This window comes from Streptomyces poonensis (genome assembly GCF_014650915.1).
GTDB classification, from domain to species: Bacteria; Actinomycetota; Actinomycetes; order Streptomycetales; family Streptomycetaceae; genus Streptomyces; species Streptomyces poonensis.
The window spans coordinates 55,411-79,475 of sequence record NZ_BMVW01000025.1 but is presented as its reverse complement, the minus strand read 5'-3'; the positions used below and the strand labels follow the sequence as shown (position 1 = coordinate 79,475).

General features: G+C 72.0%; 22 protein-coding genes, 1 tRNA gene, 2 pseudogenes and 1 riboswitch. Of the genes and pseudogenes, 21 read left to right on the top strand and 4 right to left on the bottom strand.

Annotated features, from left to right (window positions below; all coding sequences use genetic code 11):
• From IE242_RS35415 to IE242_RS35395, 5 genes and pseudogenes are all read left to right on the top strand, one after another.
• Window positions 1–411, top strand: a pseudogene (locus IE242_RS35415) (flavodoxin-dependent (E)-4-hydroxy-3-methylbut-2-enyl-diphosphate synthase); the annotation flags it as partial.
• 43 nt (window positions 412–454) lie between these two features.
• Window positions 455–2,350 (top strand): 1-deoxy-D-xylulose-5-phosphate synthase, encoded by a 1,896-nt coding sequence (dxs, locus tag IE242_RS35410; RefSeq protein WP_189866857.1) that lies wholly within the window; start codon window positions 455–457, stop codon window positions 2,348–2,350.
• A complete protein-coding gene (locus tag IE242_RS35405) occupies window positions 2,347–3,819 on the top strand; it encodes an aspartate aminotransferase family protein (RefSeq protein WP_189866855.1) in 1,473 nt (490 codons plus the stop codon). The genes dxs and IE242_RS35405 overlap by 4 nt, the downstream gene beginning before the upstream one ends.
• A gap of 97 nt (window positions 3,820–3,916) precedes the next feature.
• Window positions 3,917–4,531 carry a helix-turn-helix domain-containing protein gene (locus IE242_RS35400; RefSeq protein ID WP_189866854.1) on the top strand — a complete coding sequence of 205 codons (615 nt, stop codon included), beginning with the start codon at window positions 3,917–3,919 and terminating at the stop codon, window positions 4,529–4,531.
• Window positions 4,528–4,647, top strand: coding sequence for a DUF6126 family protein (locus tag IE242_RS35395; RefSeq protein ID WP_189866852.1), 120 nt, complete (start codon window positions 4,528–4,530; stop codon window positions 4,645–4,647). Before IE242_RS35400 ends, IE242_RS35395 begins: the two co-directional genes overlap by 4 nt.
• A gap of 39 nt (window positions 4,648–4,686) precedes the next feature.
• Here IE242_RS35395 and IE242_RS35390 read toward each other — a convergent pair whose 3' ends face one another.
• Window positions 4,687–5,484 carry a tyrosine-protein phosphatase gene (locus IE242_RS35390; RefSeq protein WP_189866850.1) on the bottom strand — a complete coding sequence of 266 codons (798 nt, stop codon included), beginning with the start codon at window positions 5,482–5,484 and terminating at the stop codon, window positions 4,687–4,689.
• Window positions 5,485–5,674: 190 nt separating this feature from the next.
• Here IE242_RS35390 and IE242_RS35385 point away from each other — a divergent pair, with 190 nt between their 5' ends.
• From IE242_RS35385 to IE242_RS35375, 3 genes are all read left to right on the top strand, one after another.
• Window positions 5,675–7,753, top strand: coding sequence for an alpha-galactosidase (locus IE242_RS35385; protein WP_189866848.1), 2,079 nt, complete (start codon window positions 5,675–5,677; stop codon window positions 7,751–7,753).
• A 303-nt stretch (window positions 7,754–8,056) separates the two neighbouring features.
• Window positions 8,057–8,215: riboswitch (cyclic di-AMP (ydaO/yuaA leader) on the top strand.
• A 4-nt stretch (window positions 8,216–8,219) separates the two neighbouring features.
• Window positions 8,220–9,146: a M23 family metallopeptidase gene (locus IE242_RS35380; protein WP_189866847.1), complete on the top strand. Its 927-nt coding sequence runs from the start codon at window positions 8,220–8,222 to the stop codon at window positions 9,144–9,146.
• Between the two features lie 265 nt (window positions 9,147–9,411).
• On the top strand, window positions 9,412–10,197 hold the full coding sequence (locus tag IE242_RS35375; protein ID WP_189866875.1) for an SGNH/GDSL hydrolase family protein: 786 nt from the start codon (window positions 9,412–9,414) through the stop codon (window positions 10,195–10,197).
• A gap of 201 nt (window positions 10,198–10,398) precedes the next feature.
• On the opposite strand, the gene IE242_RS35370 is transcribed toward IE242_RS35375, so the two are convergent.
• Window positions 10,399–11,019 carry a TetR/AcrR family transcriptional regulator gene (locus IE242_RS35370; RefSeq protein ID WP_189866845.1) on the bottom strand — a complete coding sequence of 207 codons (621 nt, stop codon included), beginning with the start codon at window positions 11,017–11,019 and terminating at the stop codon, window positions 10,399–10,401.
• Window positions 11,020–11,197: 178 nt separating this feature from the next.
• Here IE242_RS35370 and IE242_RS35365 point away from each other — a divergent pair, with 178 nt between their 5' ends.
• The 13 genes from IE242_RS35365 (at window position 11,198) to IE242_RS35305 (ending at window position 22,652) form a co-directional block, all read left to right on the top strand.
• On the top strand, window positions 11,198–12,418 hold the full coding sequence (locus IE242_RS35365; RefSeq protein ID WP_189866843.1) for an MBL fold metallo-hydrolase: 1,221 nt from the start codon (window positions 11,198–11,200) through the stop codon (window positions 12,416–12,418).
• A 355-nt stretch (window positions 12,419–12,773) separates the two neighbouring features.
• A complete protein-coding gene (locus IE242_RS35360; protein WP_189866841.1) occupies window positions 12,774–14,825 on the top strand; it encodes a sensor histidine kinase in 2,052 nt (683 codons plus the stop codon).
• Window positions 14,826–14,899: 74 nt separating this feature from the next.
• Complete coding sequence (locus IE242_RS35355; protein ID WP_189866839.1) at window positions 14,900–15,337, top strand: roadblock/LC7 domain-containing protein; 438 nt, start codon at window positions 14,900–14,902, stop codon at window positions 15,335–15,337.
• Entirely contained in the window at window positions 15,334–15,711 is a 378-nt protein-coding gene (locus tag IE242_RS35350; RefSeq protein ID WP_189866837.1) for a DUF742 domain-containing protein, read from the top strand. Before IE242_RS35355 ends, IE242_RS35350 begins: the two co-directional genes overlap by 4 nt.
• Window positions 15,689–16,288 carry a GTP-binding protein gene (locus tag IE242_RS35345; protein ID WP_189866835.1) on the top strand — a complete coding sequence of 200 codons (600 nt, stop codon included), beginning with the start codon at window positions 15,689–15,691 and terminating at the stop codon, window positions 16,286–16,288. The genes IE242_RS35350 and IE242_RS35345 overlap by 23 nt, the downstream gene beginning before the upstream one ends.
• A 28-nt stretch (window positions 16,289–16,316) precedes the next feature.
• Entirely contained in the window at window positions 16,317–16,880 is a 564-nt protein-coding gene (locus IE242_RS35340; protein ID WP_189866833.1) for a GAF domain-containing protein, read from the top strand.
• A gap of 231 nt (window positions 16,881–17,111) precedes the next feature.
• Window positions 17,112–18,140, top strand: a complete 1,029-nt coding sequence (gene tdh / locus IE242_RS35335; protein WP_189866831.1) for an L-threonine 3-dehydrogenase — start codon at window positions 17,112–17,114, stop codon at window positions 18,138–18,140.
• Window positions 18,141–18,289: 149 nt separating this feature from the next.
• Window positions 18,290–19,489, top strand: coding sequence for a glycine C-acetyltransferase (locus IE242_RS35330; RefSeq protein ID WP_189866829.1), 1,200 nt, complete (start codon window positions 18,290–18,292; stop codon window positions 19,487–19,489).
• A 57-nt stretch (window positions 19,490–19,546) separates the two neighbouring features.
• Window positions 19,547–20,449: a LysR family transcriptional regulator gene (locus IE242_RS35325; RefSeq protein WP_189866827.1), complete on the top strand. Its 903-nt coding sequence runs from the start codon at window positions 19,547–19,549 to the stop codon at window positions 20,447–20,449.
• Window positions 20,450–20,843: 394 nt separating this feature from the next.
• The gene (locus tag IE242_RS35320) at window positions 20,844–21,437 is read left to right on the top strand and encodes a helix-turn-helix domain-containing protein (RefSeq protein ID WP_189866825.1); all 594 of its coding nucleotides are present in this window, start codon (window positions 20,844–20,846) and stop codon (window positions 21,435–21,437) included.
• Window positions 21,434–21,976 carry a GNAT family N-acetyltransferase gene (locus tag IE242_RS35315; protein WP_373299670.1) on the top strand — a complete coding sequence of 181 codons (543 nt, stop codon included), beginning with the start codon at window positions 21,434–21,436 and terminating at the stop codon, window positions 21,974–21,976. Before IE242_RS35320 ends, IE242_RS35315 begins: the two co-directional genes overlap by 4 nt.
• Window positions 21,977–22,060: 84 nt before the next feature.
• The gene (locus tag IE242_RS35310) at window positions 22,061–22,420 is read left to right on the top strand and encodes an MmcQ/YjbR family DNA-binding protein (RefSeq protein WP_189866823.1); all 360 of its coding nucleotides are present in this window, start codon (window positions 22,061–22,063) and stop codon (window positions 22,418–22,420) included.
• A gap of 158 nt (window positions 22,421–22,578) precedes the next feature.
• A tRNA-Pro gene (locus IE242_RS35305) sits at window positions 22,579–22,652 on the top strand.
• A 61-nt stretch (window positions 22,653–22,713) separates the two neighbouring features.
• Here IE242_RS35305 and IE242_RS39005 read toward each other — a convergent pair.
• Window positions 22,714–22,806: pseudogene (locus IE242_RS39005) on the bottom strand (IS5 family transposase); the annotation flags it as partial.
• A gap of 451 nt (window positions 22,807–23,257) precedes the next feature.
• Window positions 23,258–23,680, bottom strand: a complete 423-nt coding sequence (locus tag IE242_RS35300) for an acyl-CoA thioesterase (protein WP_189866821.1) — start codon at window positions 23,678–23,680, stop codon at window positions 23,258–23,260.
• Window positions 23,681–24,065: the final 385 nt, after the last annotated feature.

The following is a 24,065-nucleotide window of genomic DNA, read 5'->3' as shown; positions in this document are numbered from 1 at the left end:
TCGCTGAGCGCCCCGCCGGTGGAGGAGGTCAAGGTCGGCACCCAGATCCTGGAGTCCCTCGGCCTCAGGCAACGGCGGCTGGAGATCGTCTCGTGTCCGTCGTGCGGGCGGGCGCAGGTCGACGTGTACAAGCTGGCCGACGAGGTGACGGCCGGCCTCACGGGCATGGAGGTGCCGCTGCGGGTCGCGGTCATGGGCTGTGTCGTCAACGGTCCCGGCGAGGCCCGTGAGGCCGACCTCGGGGTGGCCTCCGGCAACGGCAAGGGCCAGATCTTCGTGAAGGGCGAGGTCATCAAGACGGTGCCCGAGTCGAAGATCGTGGAGACCCTCATCGAGGAGGCGATGAAGATCGCCGAGCAGATGGAACGGGACGGTGCCGCGCCGGGGGAGCCGGCCGTCACGGTGAGCTGACCCACCACGGACCGAGGCGGCAGGAACCGAGAGGGGGCCGAGCGTGACGATCCTGGAGACCATCCGGCAACCACGCGACATGAAGGCGCTGTCCGAGGCGGAACTCGGTGAACTGGCCGGGGAGATAAGGGAGTTCCTGGTGCACGCGGTGGCCAGGACCGGCGGGCACCTGGGGCCCAACCTGGGGGTGGTGGAACTGACCATCGCCCTCCACCGGGTGTTCGAGTCACCCGTCGACCGCATCGTGTGGGACACCGGCCACCAGGCCTACGTCCACAAACTGCTGACCGGGCGGCAGGACTTCTCCAAGCTGCGCGGCAAGGGCGGCCTGTCCGGCTACCCCTCGCGCGAGGAGTCCGAGCACGACATCGTCGAGAACAGTCACGCCTCCACCGCCCTCGGCTGGGCCGACGGACTCGCCAAGGCCCGCCAGGTGCAGGGCGAGAAGGGCCATGTCGTCGCGGTCGTCGGCGACGGCGCCCTCACCGGCGGCATGGCCTGGGAGGCGCTCAACAACATCGCGGCCGCCCGGAACCGGCCGCTGATCGTCGTCGTCAACGACAACGAGCGGTCGTACGCCCCGACCATCGGCGGACTCGCGAACCACCTCGCGACCCTCCGTACCACCGACGGCTACGAGAAGGTCCTGGCCTGGGGCAAGGACGTGCTGCTGCGCACCCCGGTCATCGGCACGACGCTCTATGAATCGCTGCACGGCGCGAAGAAGGGCTTCAAGGACGCGTTCGCGCCGCAGGGCATGTTCGAGGATCTGGGCCTGAAGTACGTCGGGCCGATCGACGGGCACGACGTGCGGGCCGTCGAGTCGGCGCTCCGGCGCGCGAAACGCTTCCACGGTCCGGTGCTGGTCCACTGCCTCACCGAGAAGGGCCGCGGCTTCGAGCCGGCCCTCGCCCACGATGAGGACCGTTTCCACACCGTCGGGGTGATGGACCCGCTCACCTGCGAACCGCTCGCGCCTTCCAACGGGCCGTCCTGGACCTCTGTGTTCGGTGAGGAGATGGTGCGGATCGGCGAGGAACGCGAGGACGTCGTGGCGATCACGGCGGCCATGCTGCACCCGGTGGGGCTCGGCGCCTTCGCGCGGCGGTTCCCGGACCGCGTGTGGGACGTCGGGATCGCCGAGCAGCACGCGGTGGTGTCGGCGGCCGGCCTCGCCACCGGGGGACTGCACCCGGTCGTCGCCGTCTACGCCACCTTCCTCAACCGCGCCTTCGACCAGCTCCTCATGGATGTCGCGCTGCACCGCTGCGGGGTGACGTTCGTGCTGGACCGGGCCGGTGTGACGGGCGCCGACGGGCCCTCGCACAACGGCATGTGGGACCTGTCCGTCCTCCAGGTCGTGCCGGGCCTCAGGATCGCCGCCCCGCGCGACGCCGCCCAGCTCCGGGCACAGCTGCGGGAGGCGGTCGCGGTCGACGACGCGCCGACCGTGGTCCGCTTCCCGAAGGAGTCGGTGGGGCCCGGGATCCCGGCGGTGGACCGCGTCGGCGGCATGGACGTCCTCCACCGGGGGGACCGGCCGGGGGTGCTGTTCGTCGCCGTCGGCGTCATGGCCCCGGTCTGCCTCCAGGCCGCCGGCCTGCTGCAGGCCCGCGGTGTCGGCTGCACCGTCGTCGACCCGCGCTGGGTCAAGCCCGTCGACGCGGCGCTGCCCGCACTGGCCGCCGGACACCGGCTGGTGGCGGTCGTCGAGGACAACAGCCGTGCGGCGGGCGTCGGTTCGGCGGTCGCGCTGGCCCTCGCGGACGCCGATGTCGACGTGCCCGTACGGCGCTTCGGCATCCCGGAGCAGTTCCTCGCCCACGCCAAACGGGCCGAGGTACTGGCCGACCTGGGGCTGACGCCGGTGGAGATCGCCGGGCGGATCAGTGCCTGCCTGGCCGCCAAGGACGAGTTCGCCGAGGAGACGACGGAATGACCGCAGCGGAAGATCCGGCAGGTCCGGTGCGCACCGGGAAACCGGCAGGCCCGGCGCGCACCGGGAAACCGGCAGGCCCGGCGCGCACCGGAGAGTTCGACCTGGTGAGGCTGCTGGCCGAGCGCGGGGCCGAGCGCTACGACCTCCACACCCGGCATCTGAACCACCAGCTCCCGCGCATGCTGCACACCATCGGCTTCGACAAGGTGTACGAGCGGGCGGAGGGCGCCCACTTCTGGGACGCGGACGGCAACGACTACCTGGACATGCTCGCCGGGTTCGGGGTGATGGCCGTGGGCCGCCACCACCCCGTGGTCCGCAAGGCCCTGCACGACGTCCTCGACGCCTCCCTCGCCGACCTCACCCGCTTCGACTGCCAGCCGCTGCCCGGACTGCTGGCGGAGCGGCTGCTCGCGCACAGCCCGCACCTGGACCGGGTGTTCTTCGGCAACAGCGGCACGGAGGCCGTGGAGACCGCCCTGAAGTTCGCCCGGTACGCGACGGGCCGGCCACGCGTCCTGTACTGCGCCCACGCCTTCCACGGGCTCACCACCGGCGCGCTGTCCGTGAACGGCGAGGCGGGCTTCCGCGACGGCTTCGCGCCCCTGCTCCCCGACACGGCGGTCCCGCTGGGCGACCTGGACGCCCTGGAGCGGGAGCTGCGCGCGGGCGACGTGGCCGCGCTCATCGTCGAGCCGATCCAGGGCAAGGGCGTGCACGAGGCCCCGCCCGGCTACCTGCGGGCCGCCCAGGACCTGCTGCACCGGCACGGGGCGCTGCTCATCACCGACGAGGTGCAGACCGGGCTCGGCCGCACCGGCGACTTCTACGCGTACCAGCACGAGCCCGGCGTGGAACCGGACCTCGTCTGCGTGGCGAAGGCGCTGTCCGGCGGGTACGTGCCCGTCGGCGCGACCCTCGGCAAGGACTGGATCTTCAAGAAGGTCTACTCGTCGATGGACCGCGTCCTCGTCCACTCGGCGAGCTTCGGCGCCAACGCCCAGGCCATGGCGGCGGGTCTCGCCGTGCTGTCGGTCCTGGAGGACGAGCGGCTCGTCGACCGGGCCCGGGCCATGGGGGAGCGGCTGACGTCCCGGCTCACGGCGCTGATCGACAAGTACGAGCTGCTCGCCGACGTCCGCGGCCGGGGCCTCATGATCGGCATCGAGTTCGGGCGGCCCTCGTCACTGCGGCTGCGCACCCGCTGGACCGTGCTCCAGACCGCGCGCAAGGGACTGTTCGCGCAGCTGGTCGTCGTACCGCTGCTGCGCCGGCACCGCATCCTCACCCAGGTCTCCGGCGACCACCTGGAGGTGATCAAGCTGATCCCGCCGCTGGTCGTCGACGAGGCCGACGTCGACCGCTTCGTGGACGCCTTCACGGACGTCATGGACGACGCGCACAGCGGGAACGGGCTGCTGTGGGACTTCGGGAAGACGCTGATGAGGCAGGCGGTGGCCCACCGGTAGGGGCCGGCGCCGCTTCGCCCGCGCTGCTTCCAGGCGTCGCTTTTGCCTGTCAGGCAAGAAACTTGTCAGCCAGGCAAAAGTGCGGCTGAATGGGCGCATGAGCGCTCCCGAGCCCGGGCCGGTCGACGACCTGCCCGCCGTGGCCCCGCAGCTGCGCACCCTGCGGCACCGTGCCTCCCTCACCCTGGAGGCCGCCGCCCGGACCGCCGGGCTGTCGGCCGCGCACCTCTCACGGCTGGAGACCGGCCACCGCCAGCCCTCCCTGCCCGTGCTGCTCACGCTCGCCCGGGTCTACGGTACGACGGTCTCCGAACTGCTGGGCGAGTCGGTCCCCGAACGTGACGCGATCGTCCGCGCCGCCGACATGGAACCCACGCGCGCGGGCGGCTGGACCTACTGGCAGGCGGGCGCCCCCGGCCGGGGGATGCAGTCCCTGCGGGTGCACGTCCCGTACGGCTCGCAGGGCGACATCGTGCGCGTCCACCCGGGCGAGGAGTGGCTGTACGTCCTGAAGGGCCGGCTGCGGCTGCGCCTCGGGGACGCCGCACACGTGCTCCTGCCCGGGGACAGCGCGCACTTCGACTCGCTGACCCCGCACCGTATCGCCGCCGCCGACGAGGACGGCGCCGACCTGCTCTTCGTCCACACCCTGCTGCAGAGCCCGGCCACCGCGCTGTGCCTCGGCCCGATTCCCCACGGAGGAACCCCGTGAGCAACCTCGAAGAGAAGTTCCCCCGCGGCCTGTGGGTCCGCCTGATCATCTACATCGCGGTCGGCCACCTGTTCGCGGCGTTCATCTGGCTGCTGTTCGAGGTGGGCGCGAAGTAGCCGGCGGCAGCGCTGAGCCCGGGCCCCGAGGCCGCGGGCTCAGTCCAGCAGGCGCTCCCGGAGCCGCTCCCGCACCTCCGGCGTGAGGCCGAGGCCCTGCTCCAGATACGCGTCCGCCCCGCCCCACTTCTCCTCGATCGCGTCGAACGCCGCCTGGAGGTACTCGGCGCGCGCGTCGAACAGCGGGCTGAGCAGCTCCATGACCTCGGGGGAGTAGGCGCTCGCGGCCGTCGAGCTGCGGCGCACCTTGTAGCGGCGGTGCTTGGCGTTCGACTCCAGGTAGTCCGCGAGGATCGCCTCGCGCTCGACGCCGAGGGCGAGCAGCGTCACCGCTATCGACAGACCCGCGCGGTCCTTGCCCGCCGCGCAGTGCATCAGCGCGGGCACGCTGTCCTCGGCCAGCGCGTGCAGCACCCGCGAGTGCTCGGCCGTGCGCGTGGTGATGATCGTGCGGTAGGAGCCGATCATCCGGGCCGCGCCCTTGCCGTCGTCCAGGAGCGAGCGCAGCTGGTCGAGGTCGCCGTCGCGGACCATCCGCCAGAACTCGGCGCCGTCCGCCGGGTCGCTCAGCGGCAGGTTCACATTGCGCACGCCGGGCAGCTCGACGTCCGGGCCCTCCAGCTTCTGGTCGGCGGCGTTGCGGAAGTCGAAGACCGTGTGCAGGCCGAGGGAGGCCAGGAACGCGGCGTCCTCGTCGCTCGCGTGCGCCAGATGACCGCTGCGGAACAGCCGCCCGTGGGCCACGCGCCGACCGTCCACGGTCGGCAGCCCGCCCACGTCGCGGAAATTGCGCACGGACGTCAGCTCGGGCTCGGTCGACGGGATCTGCTGCGTCACGAAGGGCTCCTCCCATGAGGCCGTCGGCGGTGCGCGGCTCGGCACGCCGACAGGTGCGCCCTTGACGATACGACATGGGTGCGTACGGCAAGGAGTTCCCCCGCGCCATTGCCAGGCATGTCCCACGGCCTTGATGATGTTGGCACCTGATCGTCTGTGTTCGGATCTGTGTCGGATCTATGGGGGTGCCATGTTGGAGATCGGCGGAGACGGCCGCACCTGGCTCCTGTCGGGACCGGCCAGCAGTTACGCGCTGAGTCTCACCGAGGACGACGAGCTGCTGCACCTCCACTGGGGCGCACGTGTCGACCTCGCGGACGCCGAGGAGCTCGCCGCCCGGCCCCTGCCCCCGCACTGGCCCTTCGAGTCGCGGCTCGACGGGCGCGAGGAGTACCCGGTCGAGGGCGGCGCCCGCTTCGCACGGCCCGCGCTGTCGGTCCGCACGGACGAGGTGCGCGGCACCGAGTGGGCCTTCGCCGGGTACGAGGTGGAGGACGACGGGCTGCGGCTGCGGTTCACCGACCACGGGCTCGCCGTCACCCTGCACTACCGGATGCGCGACGACGTCGTGGAGCGCTGGGTGACCCTCGCCAACGACGGCCCGGCGGCGGTGGAGGTCCTCCGCGCCGACTCCGCTACCTGGACGCTTCCGCTGCGCGAGGAGGGCTGGCGGCTGTCCCAGCTGCACGGGCGGTGGGCGGCCGAGTCCCGGCTCGTGCGCAGCGACCTCACCTACGGCGAGCAGGTCATCGGCAGCCGGCGCGGGCACACCGGGCACCAGCACCTGCCGTGGGTCGCGCTGGACGCCGACGGGGCGACCGAGGAGCGCGGCGAGGTGTACGGGTGCGCGCTCGGCTGGTCCGGTACCTGGCGCGTCTGCGTGGCCCAGCTCCCGGACGCGCGCGTGCAGATCACCGGTGGTGCGGGGTACGACGACTCGGGGCTCGTACGGCTGGAGGCGGGCGAGACGTACACCACGCCCGTCTTCGCGGGGCTGTGGAGCGACGGCGGCTTCGGCGGCGCGAGCCGTGCCTGGCACGCGTACCAGCGCGCGTACGTGATCCCGGACGCGGACCGGGACCGTCCGGTCCTCTACAACTCCTGGGAGGCCACGTACTTCGACATCTCCGAGGACCGGCAGCGCGAGCTGGCGCGGCGGGCGGCGTCGCTGGGCGTCGAGCTGTTCGTGGTCGACGACGGCTGGTTCGGGGCGCGGACCAGTGACCGGGCGGGCCTCGGCGACTGGACGCCCAACCCGGAGCGCTTCCCGGCCGGGCTGACCCCGCTCGCGGACCATGTGCACGCGCTCGGCATGCAGTTCGGCATCTGGGTCGAGCCCGAGATGGTCAACCCCGACAGCGACCTGTACCGGGCACACCCCGACTGGGTGCAGTACCGGCCGGGCCGCGCACGGACCGAGTTCCGCAACCAGCTGGTCCTCAACCTCGCGCGCGCGGACGTGCAGGAGTACCTGTGGGAGCGGCTGGACGCCCTGCTCGCCGACGCGCCCATCGACTATGTGAAATGGGACTTCAACCGCTGCTTCACCGACGCCGGCTGGCCCGGCGAGCCGTACCCGCAGAAGCTGTGGGTCGAGCACGTGCACGCCTTCTACGCCCTGCTGGACCGGCTGCGGGCCGCGCACCCGAAGGTCGCCTTCGAGTCCTGCTCGGGCGGCGGCGGCCGGATCGACCTCGGCGTCCTGTCCCGTACGGACCAGGTGTGGACCTCCGACAACACCGACCCCCTCGACCGGCTCGCCATCCAGCACGGCTTCAGCCAGCTCCATCCCGCGCGCGTGATGGCCGCCTGGGTCACCGACAGCCCGAACACCCAGCTCAACGGACGGGTCAGCTCGCTCCGCTTCCGCTTCGTCAGCGCCATGGCGGGCGTCCTCGGCATCGGCGGCGACCTCGCCCACTGGAGCGAGCAGGAGCTCGTCGAGGCACGGGACTGGGTGGCCCTGTACAAGCAGATCCGGCCGGTGGTCCAGCGCGGCGACCTGTACCGGCTGCGGCCGCCGACGGGCGGGCTGAGCGCCGTCCAGTACGTCCTCGGCGACGAGGCCGTCGTCCTGGCCTGGCTCCAGGCCCAGCGGTACGGGGAGCCGCTCGCACCGCTCCGGCTGCGCGGACTCGATCCGGCAGCGGCGTACGAGTGCCGCGAAACGGGCGAAGTGCACCGGGGTGCGGTGCTGGCGCACCATGGGCTTCCGCTGGAGCTGCGGGGCGATCTGGATGCGACGGTCATCCGCCTGCGTCGCATATGAGCGTTTCGCCGGAAGTGGTGCGGTGAGTCCAGCTGGCCCGGGAATAAGGAATGCCGGTCGGCGGGTGCGTGACCAGGCTCATATCGTGACGCAGCGTCGCCGTCATGGGTGGGTAACTGGCCTGAAATAACTGAGGCGTTGAGAAAAAATAAAGATCATTAATTGACGCAGGGTGACCGGGAATTCGGGCAACCGCCCGAATGTAAGACGCACAGGAAATTCCCATGGTTGTCCCGGCGCCCGTAAGTCGCTTACGTTCTGCGTCAATCCGGACGGTCGCCGAATCCTGCCGCCGACCGGAGCCGTCAGAACTCACCCGTGCACGGCAGGAGCGGGGGACCCACAGGTATGACCGCCTGTTCCGGTTCCCGGAACAGGCTAGGGGTTAAGCCGTGCACAGCCGCGGCCGGGCAGCTCCAGTCCGCACCCGACAGCTCACCTCGCAGGCGCCGGAGAGGAACCCGTCATGCCCGCGAAGGGTAAGCACCGCCGCCCGAAGACCCAGCGTCTCACCCGCTCGATAGCCACCGTCGCCGGAACCGGTGGCGCCGCGATCGCGCTGCCCCTGATCGGGGCCACCGGGGCGCACGCCTCGACGCCGACGGAGTCCGTCTCCCAGGTCTCCCAGCTTCCCCAGAAGGCGACATCGGTTACGCAGCAGGCCGAGGCCGAATCCGGGAATTCCGCCGCAGAGAAGTCCACGACGCGCACCTACGCGGTGAAGGCCGGCGACTACCTCACGAAGATCGCCGACGAGCAGGACGTCACCGGCGGCTGGAAGACGATCTACGCGGACAACCGAGGGGCGATCGGCTCCGACCCGTCACTCATCCACCCCGGCCTGAAGCTCACCCTGGACGGCAAGGCATCGGCGCAGACCGGGTCCTCCGCCGGGAAGACCGAGAAGAAGTCGGGTGGGACGGAGCCCTCGGCCCAGAAGCCGGCCGCCACGACGCCGGGCACCCAGACCACGGACAGCGGCAACGCCTCCGGCTTCACCCTGCCCGTCTCCGGTTCCGTGGGCACCGCGTACAAGACCGCCGGCAGCATGTGGTCCAGCGGCTACCACACCGGCGTCGACTTCGTGGTGCCGACCGGCACCTCGCTGAAGGCCGTCGGCGCCGGCACGGTCGTCTCCGCCGGCTGGGGCGGCGCGTACGGCAACCAGGTCGTCATCCAGCTCGCGGACGGCCACTACGCGCAGTACGCCCACCTGTCCTCGCTCTCCGTCTCGGCGGGCCAGAGCGTGAGCGCGGGCCAGCAGGTCGGTCTGTCCGGCGCGACCGGCAACGTGACCGGACCGCACCTGCACTTCGAGATCCGTACGACCCCCGACTACGGCTCGGACATCGACCCGCTGGCGTACCTGCGCTCGAAGGGCGTCTCCGTCTGACGTCTCCGTCCGTCGACCGGCGCCTCCCCTTATCCGGGGCCTCCCGTCGTCCGACAGCAGCCGAAGGCCGGACTCCGCGATCCGCGGGGTCCGGCCTTCGGCGTGCACGTCACCGGCCGTATTCCTTATTCCGCAATTGACCAACACTTGACGAGTGGCCTATCTCACCGCCCGTCAACCCTTTCCTACGGTCGCGTAGCTCACATCCCAAGGTGAATGATGGGCCGACGTGGCAGACGATTCGAAGAGTGATGACAGCAGATCAGTGATCGGGTCGTACGTGGCGGTGGGTGACAGTTTCACCGAGGGCGTCGGCGACCCCGGCCCCGACGGGGCGTTCGTCGGCTGGGCCGACCGGTTCGCCGTACTTCTCGCCGACCGGCTCCCCGAGGGCGACTTCCAGTACACGAACCTCGCCGTGCGCGGAAAGCTGCTCGACCAGATCGTGGCGGACCAGGTTCCGCGGGCCCGGGAACTGGCGCCGGACCTGGTCTCCTTCTGCGCGGGCGGCAACGACATCATCCGGCCGGGCACCGATCCCGACGAGGTCGCCGAGCGCTTCGAGCGCGCGGTCGCCGACCTCACCTCCGCCGCCGGCACGGTCATGGTGACCACCGGCTTCGACACCCGTGGCGTGCCCGTGCTGAAGCATCTGCGCGGCAAGATCGCCACGTACAACCTGCATGTACGCGCCATCGCCGACCGGTACGGCTGTCCCGTACTGGACCTGTGGTCGCTCAGGACCGTCCAGGACCGGCGCGCGTGGGACCAGGACCGGCTGCACCTGTCGCCCGAGGGACACACCCGCGTGGCCCTGCGCGCCGGGCAGGTCCTCGGGATCGACGTCCCCGCCGACCCCGACCAGCCGTGGCCCCCGCTGCCGCCGCGCGGCACCTTCGAGGTCCGCCGCGACGACATCCACTGGGCCCGCGAGTACCTGGTGCCGTGGATCGGCCGACGGCTGCGGGGGGAGTCCTCCGGCGACCGTGTGGTGGCCAAGGGGACCCTCTCTCCGGAGGACATCAGGTCGCGGATCGGGACGGTGGCTTGAGGGCTTGAGGGCCCGAGGGTTTGAAGGCATGAGGGTCTGAGGGTCTGAGGGACGGGGCCGCACGGTCGGTGGCGGGTCCCGTCCCGGCCGGGCCCGTCCGCGCCGCGGAGCGCGGCAGTGCGGCTGCGGCGGATCGGTCTCCGTCGTGGCCGGCCGGCTGGGGCTCCGGGGCGACGGCACATCGCGCGGGGCGGGAGCCGTTCAGCGCTCCGTCGCTGTCATCTCCTCGCGGCTGAGGCCCAGTTCGCGGGCGAGTGCCTCCTCCGCCCACTCCAGTGCCCGGGGCCGCGACACGGTCCCCTCGTACGCGGTGGTCTGCACCGCGAGCCCGTCCAGCAGGGCGGTCAGCCGCAGGGCCGAGGCCGCCGGGTCGGCGCACCGGAACTCGCCCGCGGCCACGCCCTCCGCGATCACCCCGGCCAGCGCGGCCTTCCACTGCCGGTCGAGCTCGCGGGTGACCTCCCGCAGCGCGGGCTCGCGCAGCGACGCGGCCCAGCCCTCGATCCACAGCCGCCAGCCCTTGGCCTGCCCGTTCGGCGCGTACCAGCGCACCGCCTCCCGCAGTCGCCGCAGCGCGCTCGTCCGGCGGCCCAGCAGTTCGCGCAGCTGGGCGAGATCGCCCTGCGCCGCGTGGGCGAACGCCCCGGCCACCAGCTTCTCCTTGGTCGAGAAGTGGTAGAGCACGAGCGCGTTGCTCACCCCGAGCGCCGAGGCCACGTCGGCGATCCGTACCGCCGCCAGGCCCCGCGCCTCGATCTGTTCGACGGCGGCCCGCAGCAGTTCCTCGCGCCGCTCCGCCACGCTCAACCGCACTCTGGTCACGCGGCAACCCTAGTGCGCCGCCGTACGGCACGGCGGCGGCCTCCACGGTCCAACACCGCCCGGTGACCGCCTGGTTGCCTCTGGTGCCGACGATGACGCCGGCTTCCCGGGCAGCCCGGGTGGCTGTCGTGGGGGCGGACCATAATGGAACGACTGAGCGCATTCACCAGGAGGTGCCGTGTCAGGTCCCCGTTCCCCGATCCCCGGGCTCCGCGCGTTGCGGCCCGCTGCCTTCGGCGCGCAGCCGAGCGGCGCGCGCCTCGCCCGGATCCGCAGATCGCCGCATTTCGCGAACGGCGCCTTCGTGAACCCGGAGGGCACCCGCGTGCGCCCCTCCGGCGGCTCCGCGCTCGAGATGGCGAAGCTGTACCTCAGCAAGGAGGACCGCGCCCGCCGCGCCCCGGCCGGCCCGGTGCCGCTGCACGCCACGACCGCCGCCGACCTCGCCGCGCCCCCGGCGACCGGACTGCGTCTGACCTGGACCGGGCACTCCAGCGTCCTCGCCGAGATCGACGGGCACCGCGTCCTCTTCGACCCCGTCTGGGGCGAGCGCTGCTCCCCGTTCCCCTTCGCCGGACCCAGACGGCTGCACCCGGTGCCGCTGCCGCTGGCCGCGCTCGGCCCGCTCGACGTCGTCGTCATCTCCCACGACCACTACGACCATCTCGATCTGCCGACCATCAAGGCCCTGGCGGGCACGGACACCCTCTTCGCGGTGCCCCTCGGCGTCGGAGCCCACCTGGAGCACTGGGGTGTGTCCGAGGGACGCATACGCGAGCTGGACTGGCACGAGTCGACGCAGGTGGGCGGCCTCACCCTGACCGCCACCCCCGCCCGGCACTTCTGCGGCCGCGGCCTGCGCAACGCGCAGCACACCCTCTGGGCCTCCTGGGCGGTCGCGGGCGACGAGCACCGGATCTACCACAGCGGCGACACCGGCTACTTCGAGGGCTTCAAGGAGATCGGTGCCGAGCACGGCCCGTTCGACGCCACGATGATCCAGATCGGTGCGTACTCCGAGTTCTGGCCCGACATCCACATGACGCCCGAGGAGGGCATGCGCGCCCACCTCGACCTCCAGGGCGGCCGGCCGTCCGGCGTCATGCTGCCCATCCACTGGGCGACGTTCAACCTGGCGCCCCACCCCTGGGCGGAGCCCGGCGAGGGCACGCTCGACGCCGCTCGCGCGGCCGGTGCCGCCGTGGCCCTGCCGCGGCCCGGCGAGCCCTTCGAACCGACCGGGGAGACGGTTCCCGCAGAGCCCTGGTGGCGCGGCGTGGCCCGTCCCGGCGGGGGCGGCCGGCCGACCGCCGAGAAGGACGTGGTCATGACAGTGAGTGATCGTTCCCGACGTGCCGAGGGGGACAGCGGAGAACCTGAAACGGTATCCGCCGGGTGAATTTCCCGCGGGTGTGACGCGGTGGGACGGGGCCGAGGGCAATGGCGCTTCTCGGCCCTTGTTGTTTTTTGCGGACCGCTTCTGATCAGCTCCGATCGGAGTGCAGGGATATCGGGAACGTACGTCCGACGGATTGTCGGTCTGCCGTACGAAGCCTCATATCAGAACGGCAAGCTTTGCGGGGGACTTTGTCAACTGCCCTCCGCACCTGATGCGTTGGCGACTACTGTGCGTTGCTGTCGGGCGACACCGGGCCGGAATCTTCGGCTCTCTCGACCGGCACGCGATGGCGCACGCCCGGGTCGCGCAGACGCGGGAGCCCCCACCGCCCCGACGCACCAGTACAAGGACACCGATGTCTCACCTTCGCGCACCGGCCGCTCGCGCGGACCGCCGGGAAGGCGGCCGGCACGGACGACCGGTCGCCCGCTCCGCCCCCTCCCTGTCCGAGACGGCGATACGGCCCCAGCTGCTGCGTCTCGCGGTACTGCCACCCGTGGCGGTCACCCTCAGCGCCTGCGCGGCCGTGCTGTTCACCGTCCGCTCCACCGGAGCGTCCCCCGCCCCCACCCTGTGGGCCGTGCTCGCCGGAGCCGTCGGCGTCGCCCTCGCGGCCGTCGTGCTCGCCGCCGTGACCGCCGGCCGCACCGCAGGGTCCGTCCGCGCCCGCCTCGGCACCCTGCGCCGCACCAGTGCCCGAGGCGAGGCCGAACTGCGGGCCCTCGTCGAGGCGCTGCGCCGCGGCGAGACCCCGCCCGCGCCGGCGCCGCGCACCGGACCCCCGGCGGGCGCCGACGAGTTCGAGCTGCTCGCCGCCGACCTCGCGCAGGCCCAGGACGCCGCCGTCGGCGCCGTCGTCCAGGCCGCCCAGCTCTCCAGCCGGGCCCGCAGCGAGCAGAAGGTCGAGGTCTTCGTCAACCTCGCCCGGCGCCTGCAGTCCCTGGTGCACCGCGAGATCTCGATACTCGACGAGCTGGAGCAGGAGATCGAGGACCCGGACCTGCTCAAGGGCCTCTTCCACGTCGACCACCTCGCCACCCGTATCCGCCGCCACGCCGAGAACCTCGCCGTCCTCGGCGGCGCCGTATCCCGCCGCCAGTGGAGCCACCCGGTACCGATGACCGAGGTGCTGCGCTCCGCGACGGCGGAGGTCGAGCAGTACTCACGGGTCAAGCTCGTGCCCCCCGTCGACGGCACCGTGCGCGGGCACGCCGTGTCCGACGTCATCCACCTCCTCGCGGAACTCGTCGAGAACGCCACGGTGTTCTCCGCCCCGCACACCCAGGTCCTGCTGCGCGCCAGCCTCGTCACCTCGGGCCTCGCGGTGGAGGTCGAGGACCGGGGCCTCGGCATGCCGGTCGGCGAGCAGAACAGGATGAACGCCCTGCTCGCCGACCCCGACCAGGTGAACGTCGCGCGTCTGCTGCAGGACGGCCGCATCGGCCTGTTCGTGGTCTCGCAACTGGCCAGGCGGCACCGCATCCATGTCCGGCTGCAGTCCAACATCTACGGGGGCGTCCAGGCCGTGCTCGTCGTGCCCGAGGCGCTGCTCGGCGGCCCGGAACCCGAGATCCCCGGGGACGTACCGCAGGAGCAGCCCCGGCAGCCGGCGGGCTCCCGGCGTCCGCCCAAGTGGTCCGCCTCCCCGGAGACCGTGGCCCCGCCCGTCCCCGCGCCGCTGCCCGCCCCCGTGCCCCTGCCCCCCGCTCAGGGCGCCGCGCCCGACGTACCGTACCGGCAGAACCCGGCCGCCGACGGCGGCCCCGTGCCGCTGCCCGTACGGGACACCCGCCGGGAGCGGCTGAACCCGGCGGCCGCCCTGCCCGGCATCCGCCCCGACGAACGGCGGACCGTACAGGAGAACACCGGCGTGCCGCCCACCCCGCGCGCGGGCGCCGTGCGCGGCACCATGGGCAAGCCCCGGCTGCCCCGCCGACGCGCCCAGGAGCACCTCGTGCCCCAGCTCCGCGGCGGCCCCGCGCCCGCGCCCCGGCACGGCGGCGACCAGTACGTGGCCCACGACCCGGGGCTGATGGCCGCGTTCCAGCGGGGCATCGGACTCGCCGAGACCCGTCACGCGGAGCCGGCCCAGCACGAGAGGCCCGGCCCGGACCAGGAGGCGGCGGGCCGAGAGCCGGCCGACACGCACCACATCGACGTGCTCCCCCGGGACATCCGCGGCGTGGAGCGCGCGCACCGGGAGGCGCCGCGCACGGCACCGGCGCCCGCCACCGGTGTCCCCGCTCCGGACTCCGTGTCCGCCCCCGCGGCCGTACCGCCGTCCCTGGGCGCGACCCGCCCGGGCGGTCCGCGGATGCCGGGGCCCCGCGAGACACCCGGAGCGCACCGGGCCCCGTCCAAACCCGGGCCGGCCCCCCGGCCGGACGGGAGCGCACCCGCCGGATGACCACATCTCCCGCTCTCCCCCCACCCACCCCCTCCGCTCCCGCGGACCCCCGTACCCCTAGGAGTCGATCCACCATGGCGAGCGATGTGCCGACGACCGGTCACGTGTCCGATCTCGACTGGCTGATGAGCGGCCTCGTGCAGCGCGTACCGCACACCACGAGCGCCGTGCTGCTCTCCTGCGACGGGCTCGTGAAGTCGGTCCACGGCCTCGACGCGGACAGCGCCGACCACATGGCCGCGCTGGCCTCCGGCCTGTACTCCCTCGGACGCAGCGCGGGCGTCCGCTTCGGGGACGGCGGCGAGGTCCGCCAGGTCGTCGTCGAACTCGACTCGTCGCTGCTGTTCGTCTCCACGGCGGGCTCGGGCACGTGCCTCGCCGTCCTCGCCGGGCGCGAGGCCGACGCGGCGGTGCTCGGCTACGAGATGGCGATGCTCGTCAAGAGCGTGCGGCCGTATCTGGTCACCGCGCCCCGGCAGCCCGCCGTCGAACCCCCGGCGATGAGGCCTTGAGCGCGGCCACGGCCGGCGACGGACCCTGGCTCGACGACGCGGCCGGACGGCTGGTGCGGCCCTACACGGTCAGCGACGGCCGGACCCGGCCGAGCACGGCGTTCGACCTGCTCTCGCAGGTGATGGCCACCGGCGCCACCCCCCTCGGCTACCTCGGCCCCGAGCACACCCAGGCACTCGATCTGTGCCGGGCGCCCGTCTCGGTCGCCGAGGTCGCCGCGCACCTGAAACTGCCGGCGGCGGTCACCAAGGTGATCCTGTCCGACCTCGTGGACTGCGGAGCACTCACCGAGAGACCGCCGTCGTTCCACGGCAATCCCACCGACCGGGCCCTTCTGGAGGCAGTGCTCGATGGACTACGACGACAGCTGTGACCCGTTCCCCACCGCACTGAAGATCCTGGTGGCGGGAGGGTTCGGGGTAGGCAAGACGACCTTCGTCGGCGCGGTGAGCGAGATCGCGCCGCTCAGTACGGAGGAGCTGCTCACCACGGTGAGCGAGGGCACCGACAATCTCGACGGCGTCGAGAACAAGGTCGAGACGACGGTCGCCATGGACTTCGGCCGGATCACCCTCGACCGCAAACATGTGCTGTACCTGTTCGGCACCCCCGGCCAGCAGCGTTTCTGGTTCATGTGGGACGAGCTCTCCGAGGGCGCCCTCGGCGCGGTCGTCCTCGCCGACACCCGCCGCCTGGAGGACTGCTTCGCGGCCGTCGACTTCTTCGAACAGCGCGGACTGCCGTTCATCGTCGCCATCAACGAGTTCGACGGCTCCTACCGCTACGAGCCAGGGGAGGTCCGCGCCGCCATCGACCTCGACCCCGAGGTCCCCATCGTGCGCTGCGACGCCCGGATCTCCAGCTCCGCCGTGCAGACCCTGCTCACCCTCGTCCGCCATCTCCTCGCCCACACACCCGGGCACGCTCCCAGCCACGGAGCCCACACATGACGGCCGGCACGGCCCGTGGAGCACGGCCATGACCTACGATCCGCCGCGCCCGGCGGGCCGGCTCCTGCTGACCCCGGAGGACAGGGACGCCCCCGCGCGCGTGCGACGGCTGTGCGCGCTCGGCCTCGGCGAACGCGCGGAACCCGCTCTCGACGCCTTCGCGCACCAACTGGCGCACCACGCCTCGGCGCCCTACGCCATGGTCACCTTCGTCGACGAGCACCAGCAGTTCTTCGCCGGGCTGTGCGCACCGGACGCCGCCGTACGCGCGGCCGACGGCACCGAACGGCGGGTGGGCCGCCATCTGCCCCGCGAATACGGCTTCTGCCCCCATGTGGTGGTGCGCCGCAAGGCACTGGTCCTGGACGACGTCCGGGACTATCCGCGCTTCGCCGGGAACCCCGTCGTCGACGAGCTCGGCATCCGCTCCTACCTCGGCGCCCCGCTCGTCGACAGCACGGGCATCGCGCTCGGCACGGTGTGCGTCGCCGATGTCACCCCGCGCGCGTGGGGCAGGGCGGGACTGCAGACCATCAAGGCGACGGCGGCCGACCTCACCGCCCGGCTCGAACAGCGGGGGACCCTGCTCTAGCCGCCCGCCACGCGCCCTACGACCGCTGTGCGACCGCGGTACGGACGCCGTACCACGATGCCGGGCGAGACCGGTGTGAAGGAAAGCTGCGGCCGAGCTTAAGAAAAGCTCGATGGACCTCGAGCGGCGCCCTGCGGAAGATTCCTTACGGGTTTTCCCCTCACATTCCACCCCCGGACGGGCTCCTTCGGCATGCCCCGCTCCGGGACCTCACCCCGTAGGAGCCGTTGCGTGAAGGCGCTGGTCAAGGAGAAGGCGGAGCCCGGGCTGTGGCTCATGGACGTGCCCGAGCCCGTCATCGGGCCCGGTGACGTACTGATCAAGGTGCTCCGGACCGGCATCTGCGGTACCGACCTGCACATCCGCGAGTGGGACGGCTGGGCGCGGCAGACGATCGGCACCCCTCTCGTCGTCGGCCACGAGTTCGTCGGCGAGGTCGTGGAGACCGGGCGCGACGTCACCGACATCGCGGTCGGGGACCGCGTCAGCGGCGAGGGCCACCTGGTGTGCGGCAAGTGCCGCAACTGCCTCGCCGGGCGCCGTCATCTGTGCCGGGCCACGGTCGGGCTCGGCGTCGGCCGCGACGGCGCGTTCGCCGAGTACGTGGCGCTGCCCGCGTCCAACGTATGGGTGCACCGGGTCCCGGTCGACCTCGACGTGGCTGCGGTCTTCGACCCGTTCGGCAACGCTGTGCACACCGCGCTGTCCTTCCCGCTGGTCGGCGAGGACGTGCTGATCACGGGCGCCGGCCCGATCGGGCTGATGGCCGCGGCGGTGGCCCGGCACGCCGGGGCCCGCCATGTCGTGATCACTGATGTGAGCGAGGAGCGGCTGGAGCTGGCGCGCAGGACCGGCGTCTCGCTCGCCCTCAACGTCGCCGAGCGGACCATCGCCGACGGGCAGCGGGAGCTCGGCCTGCGCGAGGGCTTCGACGTCGGCCTGGAGATGTCGGGCAACCCGCGCGCCCTGCGCGAGATGCTCGCCAACATGACCAACGGCGGCAAGATCGCCATGCTCGGCCTGCCCGCAGAGGACTTCGCCGTCGACTGGGCGAGGATCGTCACCTCCATGATCACGATCAAGGGCATCTACGGCCGCGAGATGTACGAGACCTGGTACGCGATGAGCGTCCTGCTCGAGGGCGGCCTGGACCTCGCCCCGGTGATCACCGGCCGCTACCCGTACACCGACTTCGAGGCCGCTTTCGACGATGCCGCGTCCGGCAAGGGCGGCAAGGTCATCCTCGACTGGACTGTTTGATTTCTGACTCGGTTCGCCTCCGGGGCGCGAAAGCCTGTGTCGAGGGACCGACCGTGCTCAGCCCTTCGGGCCTCCGCGCGCTCGTTCCCTCGACACAGGCGCGCCCCTTCGGCTCACTCGCCCGTTGCCGCACCCTTTGGGAGCTCTTCATGTTCGACTCTGTACGCGCCGATCTGCGCACCACCCTCGACGAGATCCGAACCGCCGGCCTGCACAAGCCCGAGCGCGTCATCGGCACCCCGCAGTCCGCGACCGTGAACGTCACCGCGGGCGGCCGCCCCGGCGAGGTGCTCAACTTCTGCGCGAACAACTACCTCGGCCTCGCCGACCACCCCGAGGTGATCGCCGCCGCTCACGAGGCCCTCGACCGCTGGGGCTACGGCATGGCCTCCGTACGCTTCATCTGCGGGACGCAGGAGGTGCACAAGGAGCTGGAGGCGCGGCTCTCGGCGTTCCTCGGCCAGGAGGACACGATCCTGTACTCCTCCTGCTTCGACGCCAACGGCGGCGTCTTCGAGACACTGCTCGGCCCGGAGGACGCGGTGATCTCCGACGCCCTCAACCACGCCTCCATCATCGACGGCATCCGCCTGTCGAAGGCCCGCCGCTTCCGCTACGCCAACCGCGACATGGCCGACCTGGAGCAGCAGCTGAAGGAGGCCGCCGAGGGCGGCGCCCGCCGCAAGCTGATCGTCACCGACGGCGTGTTCTCCATGGACGGCTACGTGGCGCCGCTGAGCGAGATCTGCGACCTCGCCGACCGTTACGACGCCATGGTGATGGTCGACGACTCCCATGCAGTCGGCTTCGTCGGCCCCGGCGGCCGCGGCACCTCCGAGCTGCACGGCGTCATGGACCGCGTCGACATCATCACGGGCACCCTGGGCAAGGCCCTCGGCGGCGCCTCCGGCGGCTACGTCGCCGCCCGCGCCGAGATCGTCGCCCTGCTGCGCCAGCGCTCGCGGCCGTACCTCTTCTCCAACACGCTCGCCCCGGTGATCGCGGCGGCCTCGCTGAAGGTGCTCGACCTGCTGGAGTCGGCGGGCGACCTGCGCGAGCGGCTCGCCGCGAACACCGAGCTGTTCCGCCGCCGGATGACCGAGGAGGGCTTCGAGATCCTCCCCGGCGACCACGCGATCGCGCCCGTCATGATCGGGGACGCGGCGGTGGCCGGACGCATGGCCGAGCTCCTGCTGGAGCGGGGCGTGTACGTGATCGGCTTCTCGTACCCGGTGGTTCCGCAGGGCCAGGCCCGCATCCGGGTGCAGCTCTCGGCGGCGCACTCCACCGAGGACGTGCACCGCGCGGTGGACGCCTTCGTGGCGGCGCGGGCGGAGCTGGCGGCCTGACCGGCCCGGACGCCTGACCGGCCGGAACACACCGCACACACTGCGATAATCGTTCGCATGATCGAAGCGCGGCGGCTGCACATTCTCCGTGCGGTGGCCGACCACCGCACGGTCACCGCCGCTGCCGCCGCGCTCTACCTCACGCCCTCGGCCGTCTCCCAGCAGCTGGCCGCCCTGGAGCAGGAGACCGGCCACCGCCTGGTCGAGCGCGGCGCCAAGGGCGTACGGCTGACGCCCGCCGGTGAGATCCTGCTCACCCACACCAACGCGGTGCTCGCCCAGCTGGAGCGCGCCGAGGCGGAGCTGGCGGCGTACGCGACCGGCTCCGCCGGCACCGTCACCGTCGCGGCCTTCGCCACCGGCATCGCCCAGGTCCTCGCCCCGGCGCTGACCCGCCTCGCCGCCACGGCCCCCGGCATCCGCGTCCGGGTCCGGGACGCCGAGGGCGACGCCAGCCTGCCGATGGTGCTCGACCGGCAGATCGACGTCGCGGTCGCCGTCGAGTACCGGGGTGCCCCGGACGCGGACGACCCGCGCCTCACGCACGTCCCGCTGTACGCCGAGCCCTTCGACGCCGTCGTGCCCGTCACCCACCGGCTGGCGGACGCGGGCGAGGTCCCGCTCGCGGAGCTCGCGAAGGACCCGTGGATCGGGCCCTACCCCGGCAACCCCTGCCACGACGTGGTGGTCCTGGCCTGCGAAGCGGCCGGCTTCCAGCCCTCCCTGGAGCACTCCTCCGACGACTTCCGCGCGGTCGTGGCCCTCGCGTCCGCCGACGCGGGTGTCGCCCTCGTGCCGCGCTCGGCCCTGCGCGGCATGGACCTCACGGGCGTCGTCGTACGCCCCGTCGACGGCGTCGCCCCCACGCGCCGGGTGTTCGCCGCCGTGCGCCGTGGCGCGGAGGGGCATCCACTGATCCGCCCGGTACTGGACGCGCTCGGCGAGGCCGCGCGCGTGTGAGACGCGCCGGTCCACCGATCGGGCGCCGCGTCCGCCGTCGCGCGCCGTCTCCGTCAGCGGGTGTCTTGTACGTCGTCGGGTGCCGCCCCTCGTCGCCGTGAGTCGTCTCCGGTGTCGCGAGCCTCGTTCGTCGTCGGGTGCCTCGTTCGTCGTCGCGAGCCGTCCCCCGTCGTCGCGCGCCGTCCCCACCGTCGGGCGTTGCGTCTCTCGTCGCGCGCCGCGTCGGTCGATCGCGCGCCGCGTCTCCCGTCGGAGAGCCGCCCGCATTGACTGCGAGCCGTCTCCCTCGTCTTTCCTCGTGTCTGTCGTCTCCGCGCCGTGTTCCTCGTCCGCGAGCCGCCGTCCGTCATTGCGCCTTGCCTGCGCCTGCCGTATCTGAGATAGCATCCCGAATATGAAACGCAATGAAGGGGGCGGCCCCGAGGCCGCGGTGGGCTCCGTCGACCGCCGGCTCGGTGTGCGCCTCGCCGAGCTGCGGGCCGAACACGGCTGGTCCCTCGGCGAGTTGGCGGAGCGCAGCGGGGTGAGCCGCTCGACCCTCTCGCGGGCCGAGCGCGCGGAGATCAGCCCGACGGCCGCGCTGCTGAACCGCCTCTGCGGTGTCTACGGACGGACCATGTCCCAGTTGCTGGCCGAGGTCGAGTCCGAGCCCGTCACGGTCGTCCGCGCGGCCGGTCAGCCGGTGTGGGAGGACAGAGCCTCCGGCTTCGTACGGCGGTCCGTGTCGCCCCCGCACCCGGGACTCCGCGGCGAACTGGTCGAAGGGAGGCTCGCGGCGGGCGCGGACATCGCGTACGACCGTCCGCCCGTGCCCGGTCTCGAACAGCACGTCTGGGTCCTCGACGGAAGCCTCCACGTCACCGCGCAGGACATCGAGCACCACCTCGACGCCGGGGACTGTCTGCGGCTGCGCGTGTGGGGGCCGACGCGGTTCCGCTGCCCGGGGCCCGACGCCGTACGGTACGCGCTGGTGGTGGTGCTGCCGTGACGGTGCCGACGACCCGGCTCGCCGCCGCACCCGATGTGCTGGCCCGCGCCGGGGAACTGGCCGCGCTGCTGGCCGACACCGTGGACGGCGGGGCCTCGGTCGGTTTCCTCGCCCCGCTGGACCGTGCGGAGGCCCTCGCCTGGTGGACGGGGCGAGCGGACGCCGTGGCCGCGGGAGAGCTCGCCGTATGGGTGGCGGAGGACGACGGGGGCCGGGTGGCCGGCACCGTGAGCCTCGCCTTCCCGGACAAGCCCAACAGCCGCCACCGCGCCGAACTCGTCAAACTCATGGTGCGCCGCGACGCCCGCGGCCGGGGCCTCGGCCGCGCCCTGCTGGCCACCGCGGAACGCGCCGCCGCCGCGACGGGTGTCACCCTGCTGCACCTGGACACCGAGACCGACAGCCCGGCCGAGTCGCTGTACCGGGCGGAGGGCTGGATCCGTGCCGGCGCCATACCCGACTTCGCGGCGGACCCGGCCGGGGTGCTGCGGTCCACGACGATCTACTTCAAGCAGCTGACGGGGCGGACGGGCGGCTGACCGCGGGGTGGGCCGCGGGGCCGCCCGCGACTGCCGGGGGGTGCGCGAACGGCGTTGTCAGTACGGCCCGTTACGGTGCTGCCCATGCCGGATGCCGAAGACGTACGCCGTATCGCCCTGTCCCTGCCGGACACCACGGAGAAGATCGCTTGGAGCATGCCCACCTTCCGGGTCGCGGGCAAGATGTTCGCCACGCTGCCCGAGGAGGAGACCTCCGTCGCGGTCCGCTGCCCGAAGGGCGAGCGCGAGGAGCTCGTCCTGGCGGAGCCCGCCAAGTTCTGGGTCGCCGAGCACGAGGCGTACTCCGCCTGGGTGCGGGTCCGGCTGGCCGCGCTGGAGGACGAGACGGAGCTGCGCGACATCCTCGCCGACTCCTGGCGCCAGTCGGCCCCGCCCCGGCTGCTGGAGTCCCACCCGCGGCTGGGCGTTCCCCTGGCCGACTGAGGGCGGGGCGGCGCATCGCCGACTGAGGGGGAGCGGCGCATCGCCGGCGGAAGCGTGCGGGCGGCCTCCGCGAAACAAGGAGTGCGCGATCACCACCCCGAGTGCGGTATTGTTTCCGTGCGCGTTCGGCCGGGGGAAACCCCAGGTCAGACGGGCACCGGGACGTGGCGCAGCTTGGTAGCGCACTTGACTGGGGGTCAAGGGGTCGCAGGTTCAAATCCTGTCGTCCCGACTGTTCGAACGATCGAACGTCGCAGGTGAGAGGCCGTTTTCAAGCGGCCTCTTTTCTGTTTTCGGCGCTCGAGGCGCCAGGCCGCCTGGACCGGCTCGACCAACTCCCAGCGGGCATCGGACAGATCGCTCGGATACGGACGTCGCTCACTCATGACCTGGGCGTACCGTCCCGAGCCGAGTGCGCCCAGGCGTGCGTCTGCGGCCGTGGGAGCACGCCAGGGAATCGGGGGTCCTGGAATGAGACAGGCGCAAGCCGCATCCCACCCCAGGGGTCACCCCGTCCGGCTCTCAAGGCCCCACGACTTCTTCAGGGAGCACTTCGGAAGGGACGGCGGGGCTGCCGCAGTCGGAACTGACCTGGGCGAACCGGACGCTGCGCCGGTACGCCGACCGGCTCGGCCGGAAGGGGGCCGACATCGGACGGGCGGTGCGGGCACTGTCCCGGACCCTCCCGCGGCGCCGGGGCGAGTGAAAAACGAACGAAGAAAAGGAGAGCGGAAGTTTTCGGTGGGGCGGGGAAAATGGAAAGCGCCCGCCAGGAGCCTCCGTGAGGTACGGCTGAAGTTTCCTTGCGGGCGCCCGTGCGGAAGTGGGCCGCGGTGCTCAGAACCCCATGAATTCGGGGCGGTCGGCCAGCTTGTGGAAATGCTCGGCCGGATTCTCGATCAGCTTCCTCCGGGTCAGGTCGATGAGACCGGCGACGCTGGACAGCTCCGCCGCCAGTACGCCGTCGGACCGGCGGATTTCCTGTTCGACGTGGAAGATCTTGCCCTCGCCCCATATCCACTTGCAGGTGACGTCGACTTCATCGCCGCCGCGTAGTTCCTGTCGGAACCGCATGGTGTTCTCCAGTACGGCAGGACCGATCCCGGTGGATATCAACCTGTCCTGAGTAATCCCTGCGGCGCGTAGGCTCTCCCAGCGTGCGTGCTCACAATACTGCAGGTAGACGGCCTGATTGAGGTGTCCCTGAGTGTCGAGCTCGTACCCGCGCACAACGACCCGAAGCTGAAACGGCTCCGCCATACTCGGCAGCCCTCCTTTGTGGATTCCTTCACTTCATACTCCATGCACCGTACCTGAGCAACCCTTTTCAGAGGGCGCGATGGCGCGTCGAATAAAGGTGGAGTGGGGAATTCCGGACGAGGGGGCGACGCTTCGCTCCGTCAATCTCTTGTGGTGTGGATCACAGTGATATTTCTTGGTTGACTCGTGGGGTGGGGCGGTGTTAGCGGCGAGTCGCACCTTGCTCGGACCGTCATTCGCGCATTGCTCAATTCATCTGGACAGCCATCGCGGCGCCGCTATGGAAAGCGAGACTGATGGCGGACCTGATCGACACCCTGGTGAGGGTGTCCGTCGTAGTCCCGCCCAGCCGGCGCTCTTCCATGACGGCCGCGAAACCGCGGGT

Excerpts from the sequence above, each read along its gene's own strand:
- IE242_RS35405 (WP_189866855.1), top strand. The coding sequence starts at position 2,347 with ATGACCGCAGCGGAAGATCCGGCAGGTCCGGTGCGCACCGGGAAACCG.
- IE242_RS35400 (WP_189866854.1), top strand. The coding sequence starts at position 3,917 with ATGAGCGCTCCCGAGCCCGGGCCGGTCGACGACCTGCCCGCCGTGGCC.
- IE242_RS35385 (WP_189866848.1), top strand. The coding sequence starts at position 5,675 with ATGTTGGAGATCGGCGGAGACGGCCGCACCTGGCTCCTGTCGGGACCG.
- IE242_RS35380 (WP_189866847.1), top strand. The coding sequence starts at position 8,220 with ATGCCCGCGAAGGGTAAGCACCGCCGCCCGAAGACCCAGCGTCTCACC.
- IE242_RS35360 (WP_189866841.1), top strand. The coding sequence starts at position 12,774 with ATGTCTCACCTTCGCGCACCGGCCGCTCGCGCGGACCGCCGGGAAGGC.
- IE242_RS35355 (WP_189866839.1), top strand. The coding sequence starts at position 14,900 with ATGGCGAGCGATGTGCCGACGACCGGTCACGTGTCCGATCTCGACTGG.
- IE242_RS35345 (WP_189866835.1), top strand. The coding sequence starts at position 15,689 with ATGGACTACGACGACAGCTGTGACCCGTTCCCCACCGCACTGAAGATC.
- IE242_RS35340 (WP_189866833.1), top strand. The coding sequence starts at position 16,317 with ATGACCTACGATCCGCCGCGCCCGGCGGGCCGGCTCCTGCTGACCCCG.
- IE242_RS35330 (WP_189866829.1), top strand. The coding sequence starts at position 18,290 with ATGTTCGACTCTGTACGCGCCGATCTGCGCACCACCCTCGACGAGATC.
- IE242_RS35325 (WP_189866827.1), top strand. The coding sequence starts at position 19,547 with ATGATCGAAGCGCGGCGGCTGCACATTCTCCGTGCGGTGGCCGACCAC.
- IE242_RS35320 (WP_189866825.1), top strand. The coding sequence starts at position 20,844 with ATGAAACGCAATGAAGGGGGCGGCCCCGAGGCCGCGGTGGGCTCCGTC.
- IE242_RS35310 (WP_189866823.1), top strand. The coding sequence starts at position 22,061 with ATGCCGGATGCCGAAGACGTACGCCGTATCGCCCTGTCCCTGCCGGAC.
- IE242_RS35300 (WP_189866821.1), bottom strand. The coding sequence starts at position 23,680 with ATGGCGGAGCCGTTTCAGCTTCGGGTCGTTGTGCGCGGGTACGAGCTC.